Consider the following 5,425-nt stretch of genomic DNA (forward strand, 5'->3'; position numbering starts at 1 on the left):
GGGGGCGGCCGTACCGCGGGGCGGGTCCGGCTCAGCCATTGCCGTTGACGCCGACGTGCGCCCAGGCCTTGATGACCGCCTCGTACTCCATCCCCCGCCCGTAGCGCCGCTCGGTCGCCGTGACGGTGGCCCGGGCGAAGTCCTTGAAGTCGGCGCGCGGGCTCAGCTCCCCGGAGGTGAGGGTGTCGTACCAGATCTGGCCCGCCCGCTCCCAGGCGAAGCCGCCGATCTGGTTCGCGACCAGGTAGAACGCGCGGTTCGGGATACCGGAGTTGATGTGGACGCCACCGTTGTCGAGGTCCGTCTCGACGTAGCGGTCCATGCTGTCCGGCTGCGGGTCCTTGCCGCCGAGCAGGCGGTCGTCGTACGCCGTGCCCGGCGCCTCCATCGAGCGCAGGGCCTGGCCGCGCACCGCCGGCGTGAACAGTCCGGCGCCGATCAGCCAGTCGGCCTCCTCCGCCGTCTGGCGGCGGGCGTACTGCTTGACGAGGCTGCCGAAGACGTCCGACACCGACTCGTTGAGCGCGCCGGACTGGTACTCGTACACGAGGTCGGCCGTGTACTGGGTGACGCCGTGGACCATTTCGTGGGCGGGGATGTCGACGGCGATGGTGAAGTCGTTGAAGACGATGCCGTCGCCGTCACCGAAGATCATCTGGCGGCCGTTCCAGATGGCGTTGTTGTACTTCCGGCGGAAGTGGACGGTCGCGTCGAGCGGGAGGTTCCGGTCGTCGATGGAGTGGCGGCCGTAGACCTCCTCGAAGAAGGCGAACGTGAGGCCGAGGCCGTCGTAGGCGCGGTTCACCGTGCCGTCGACCACGGGGTCGGAGCCCTCGGTCCGGACGACGTCACCGGGGAGTTCGCGGGTCTCGTGGGTGTCGAAGACCGTACGCTCCAGGACGCCCGCAGTGACGGGGGCGCGCGTCACCTCCCTCGGCGCAGCGGCCCGGACCTCGCGCAGCCGGGCGTCGACCTCGAGCGTCTTCGCGGCGGCTTCGCGGATCCGCGGGTCGTCCGCCTCGGCGAGGCTCTCCAGGACGTAGGGGGGAAGGACGGCGCAGTGGCAGGTGCCGGACGCGGACGGGCGGTGCGCACCGTCGCCGGCGGGATGAGTGGGATGCACCCGGCCAGGCTCCCGCCGGTTGGGGCGCGGGACCGGCGCCACCCCCGGGATCTCACCCGGGGAACCGTTCCGGCTCGTCCGAACAGCCGCGCGGCGCACACCCACACGGCGGTGCGTCCGGTCCCGGCACCGCCGTCGCCCCAGCCGCCGTCCGCTCGGCCGCCCCCCAGGAGTGGGGCGGGTCAACTCCCGCGCCCCGTGGGGTGTTGAGCCCCTCACCTATCATGTGTTCGATTCCGGATGCCCGTGTGCGATGCCGCGCCGGGGTCCGGGCGAACCACGAAGAGAGGCAACGGGGACGTGGGATTCAGATCCGGAAAACGGGCTTCGGTGATCGCGGTGTGCACCGCTGCGGCGATCGTGGGCGGCCTGCAGCTGTCGTACAGCGCCTTCGGCACCGAGGACGACGGCAGCGGGCCCACGGCCTCCGCCACCCCGGGCATACCGGCGCTCGAGGAGGCGCCCGACGCCCACGCGGAGGACACCGCCACCTCCACCGGCGACCACACGGCGTTCCGGAACGGCGTCATGGCGCTCGACGCCGCAAGCGCGCAGTCCGCGGCGGCGCGGGCGGCCACGACCGTGGCCGCCCGCCCGCCCCAGGGCGAGGGGTGGAAGATCCACCAGGCGACGAAGTGGCTGCCGACCGGCTACACGATCAAGTTCTACGACCAGAAGTCCGCGGACTGGCTGGCTCCCTACGTGAAGGCGTCGGCGGCGGACCTCCAGCGTGTGACGAACCTGCCCGTCACCGTCGACACCCGGCCCGTGGGATGGGATTACGCGAGGCCCAAGGGCGAGGTGGTCATGGGTGTGCTGCACCACCCGTGCAAGCCGCCCGCGGGCGAGGGCAGCATGGGCAGCACGGGGTGGTCGGTGGTCCGGGACGGATCCGGTACGGCCAACCTGAGCTGCGGCTTCACCAGCGCCTCCGTGCCCGACACCGTGACCAGCGGACACGCCTACATCGACGACGAGTTCTTCACCCCTCAGGGCAAGCCGACCGCCTCCATGGGCGAGACGTACATGAAGAACCACATCAGCCACGAGCTCGGCCACAGCCTGGGCCTCGCCCACGCGAACCGCAGCACGGAGAAGGGCGACTGCGTGAAGGGCTCCGACTCCGGCCAGTTCCCGGTGATGTGCTCGCCCGCGTACGCCTACCAGGACAAGCGGGCCGGTACGTACGTCCAGCAGTTCGACGTGCAGGGCCTGCGCCGGCTCGCGGCCGGGGGCGGGGCCGCACTGCCGCCGCAGGGCAAGGTGGCCGGCCTGGGCGGCAAATGCCTGGACGCCAAGGGCGGCAAGGCCGGGAACGGCACCCAGATCCAGCTGTACACCTGCAACGGCACCGCGGCGCAGTCCTGGATCCTCTACAAGGACGGCACGTTCCGGGCCTTGGGCAAGTGCCTCGACAACTCCCGCAACGCCAACACCAACGGCAACAAGATCCAGCTCTGGGACTGCAACGGCTCCGCCGCCCAGCGTTGGTCGGTCAACGCCAAGGGCCAGATCGTGAGCGCCGGAACGGGCAGGGTGCTCGACGTGAAGGGCGGCGCGACCGCCAACGGCACTCCGGTCCAGCTGTACGCGGCGAACGCCGACAAGCGGCAGGTCTGGGTGGCCCCCAAGTAGTACGCGGCCGGGCCGGCGGGCCCGCTCCGGCGCACGGGGCGGGCCCGCCGGCCGCCGGGCCCGCCGGGGGTGTGCCCGCCGGGGGTTGCCCGTCGCACGCCCCCGGTGGTCCACCATGGTGCCCATGTCCGACCGATTCACCACCCGGGTGCTCGACCTGGCCACCGGCCGTTCCGAGACCGTCATCGACCTCACCCGCCACTGCGAGCGGTTCCTGTCCGAAACCGCAGCCGGCCGCGACGGGCTGCTCAACGTGTTCGTGCCCCACGCCACCGCGGGCGTCGCCGTCATCGAGACCGGCGCAGGCAGCGATCACGACCTGCTGGCCGCCCTCCGCACCCTGCTGCCCGCGGACGACCGCTGGCAGCACCGCCACGGCTCCCCCGGCCACGGCCGCGACCACGTCCTCCCCGCCTTCGTCCCGCCCCACGCGACCCTGCCGGTCCTCGGCGGGCGCCTGCAGCTCGGCACCTGGCAGTCCGTCTGCCTGGTCGACACGAACAAGGACAACCCCGACCGCCAGGTCCGCCTGTCGTTCCTCGGCTAGGGGCGCGCCGGCCGTCTCGTTGACGACCGCAGCGAGGCGGAATGCACCGGTCGGGTGACGATGCCGCGGCGTCCCGGGGGTTTCGACCCCGCATCCCGCCGCACACGCCCCCCGGAAACCGCCGCGTGCCTGGCCGGATCTGCTCACGGGGTGCCACATGATATGGGCATGAACACGCCACCAAGTCATCAGCAGCACCCGCACAACCAGCAGTACCCACCGCAGTACCCGCATCCCCAGCACTCACAGCAGCCCCAACCGCCGTACGGCCGACAGCCGTACGGCCCGGCTCCCTACGGCCAGGCCCCCCAGCAGCCGTACGCCCAGGCCCCCTACGGCCACGCCCCCGGGCAGCAGCCGTACACCGCCCCGTACGCACCGCAGCCGCCGTACGGGCCGCAGCCCCCGTACGGGCGGGCGCTGCGGCCGCACGCGCCGGGACCCGCCGGGGACGCGCGGCGCTGGTTCGCCGCCACGCTGGACTTGGTCGTCGCCGCGGGTGTCCCGTACCTGATGGCGCGCGGGCACGAGGGCCGGCCGCTGACCGCCCTGGCGACGCTGCTCGGCATTTCCTTCGCCAACCAGGTCCTTCTGGCGTTCCTGTTCCGCGCGTCCGCGGGCAAGCTGATCACCGGGATCCGGGTGATCCGCGCCTCCGACGGCGGGCGCGCCGGTTTCTGGCGCCTCGTGTACCGCTGGCTGTGCGGCCTGTGCTGGCTGCCGCTGCAGCCCTACTACTGGGTGCGGGCGTTCTTCCGCGGCCTGTGCGGCGGCGGGGCAGCGCGCGGCACCGTCACGGACAACGACGACGGCGATCTGTACCACGCCGACTTGGCCGGGCTCCGCTACGCCCGGCGCCGGGACCTCCCGGCCTGACGGACCACCGCGCCGGCAGGAGCCGCCGGACCGGCCGGATCACCGCCCTTCCCGGGCCGGATTCGTGCACACGGCCGGGCCGGGGACGGCACAACCCGGGTCAGACCGCCTCGCGGTCCTTGCGGAGCTGCGCCGCGCCGGAGTGGCGCTCCTCGCCGCCGGCGGGGACGAAGACGATGCGGCTGCCGGAGCGCAGCGGTGTCTCCCATGCGGTGTGCACCTCGGCCAGCGGTACGGGGACGATCTCGCCGGTAGGCGCCAGGGACGGCAGCCGGGCGAGCAGTTCCCGCAGGCAGGCGCTGCGGCGTGCGGCCGAGATCGAGCCGAGTCCGCTGCCGCAGATGTCCACGTCGGCCTTGCGCAGCCACGCGGACGGCAGCGTCATGTCGGGCCCGGCGGCTGAGCCGACCTGGACCCACCGCAGCGTGCGGGTCGGGTCGGCGCGGTGGCGCAGGATGCCGTCGAGGGCCAGCTCCGCGGGCCGGCCCCACAGGTAGTCGAGCACGATGTCGGCGTCGGCGGCCGCGGCGCCGAAGGCGTCGGTGACCTCGGCTCCGGGGCCGTCCAGCAGGACCGTGCGGGCGGCGCCCAGCGCGGACGCGTCCTGCAGGCCCAGCGGATCGCGCCCGGCGGCCACGACCTGCCCCGCGCCCTGGTCGAGGGCCAGCCGGACGGCGGCCCGTCCGGCGTTCCCGGTGGCGCCGAGGACGAGCACCGACTCCCCGCCCCGCAGCCGGGCCCGTTCGCGCAGGGCGATCCAGGCGGACGAGGCGGGGTTCATGGCGGTGGCGACCACGGCCGGATCGAGGCCGTCCGGTACGGGCATGAGCGAGGCAGCCGGGACGGCGACGCGTTCGGCCATCGTCCCGCGGGGCGGTTCGAGCCCCGGGATGTAGACGAGGCCGCCCTCCGTGGTCCGGCCGACCCCGTCGAACCCGGGTACCAGCGGGAGTGCGTCACCGCCCGTGTAGTGGCCGCCCGACGCGAACGAGCGCACCAGTGGGTAGAGCGCGGCCGCCAGCATCTCGACGACGACCTCGCCGGCCGCGGGGGCGGGTTCGGGCACGGACTCGTACCGGGGCGGCTGACCCAGGGCGTGGACCACGGCTGCGTGCATCGGCTGGCCCCCGATTCGGGTGATGAGGCGGGATCGGTGGAGGTACGTTCCGATTGTGGCGGTTCCGGGCGGGGCGGCGGCTGCGCCACGCGGGGCGGAGCATCTGCCGGGTAGGGCGACTGCGGGG

General features: G+C 73.5%; 5 protein-coding genes. 3 read left to right on the forward strand and 2 right to left on the reverse strand.

Annotated features, from left to right (window positions below):
- Window positions 1–31: 31 nt before the first annotated feature.
- Window positions 32–1,036 (reverse strand): M4 family metallopeptidase, encoded by a 1,005-nt coding sequence (locus tag HYE82_RS33685; RefSeq protein ID WP_218783359.1) that lies wholly within the window; start codon window positions 1,034–1,036, stop codon window positions 32–34.
- Window positions 1,037–1,423: 387 nt separating this feature from the next.
- On the opposite strand from HYE82_RS33685, the gene HYE82_RS33690 reads away from it, so the two are divergent.
- The 3 genes from HYE82_RS33690 to HYE82_RS38680 all read left to right on the forward strand — a co-directional run bounded on the left by HYE82_RS33690 (window position 1,424) and on the right by HYE82_RS38680 (window position 4,181).
- Window positions 1,424–2,758 (forward strand): ricin-type beta-trefoil lectin domain protein, encoded by a 1,335-nt coding sequence (locus tag HYE82_RS33690; RefSeq protein WP_309144541.1) that lies wholly within the window; start codon window positions 1,424–1,426, stop codon window positions 2,756–2,758.
- 124 nt (window positions 2,759–2,882) lie between these two features.
- Window positions 2,883–3,305, forward strand: coding sequence for a secondary thiamine-phosphate synthase enzyme YjbQ (locus HYE82_RS33695; RefSeq protein WP_179178022.1), 423 nt, complete (start codon window positions 2,883–2,885; stop codon window positions 3,303–3,305).
- A gap of 168 nt (window positions 3,306–3,473) precedes the next feature.
- On the forward strand, window positions 3,474–4,181 hold the full coding sequence (locus HYE82_RS38680) for an RDD family protein (RefSeq protein ID WP_256988051.1): 708 nt from the start codon (window positions 3,474–3,476) through the stop codon (window positions 4,179–4,181).
- Between the two features lie 100 nt (window positions 4,182–4,281).
- Here HYE82_RS38680 and HYE82_RS33705 read toward each other — a convergent pair whose 3' ends face one another.
- A complete protein-coding gene (locus HYE82_RS33705; RefSeq protein ID WP_179178023.1) occupies window positions 4,282–5,298 on the reverse strand; it encodes a zinc-binding alcohol dehydrogenase family protein in 1,017 nt (338 codons plus the stop codon).
- Between the last annotated feature and the right edge of the window lie 127 nt (window positions 5,299–5,425).

The sequence above is a fragment of the Streptomyces sp. BR123 genome (assembly GCF_013401435.1).
In the GTDB taxonomy this organism is placed as follows: Bacteria; Actinomycetota; Actinomycetes; order Streptomycetales; family Streptomycetaceae; genus Streptomyces.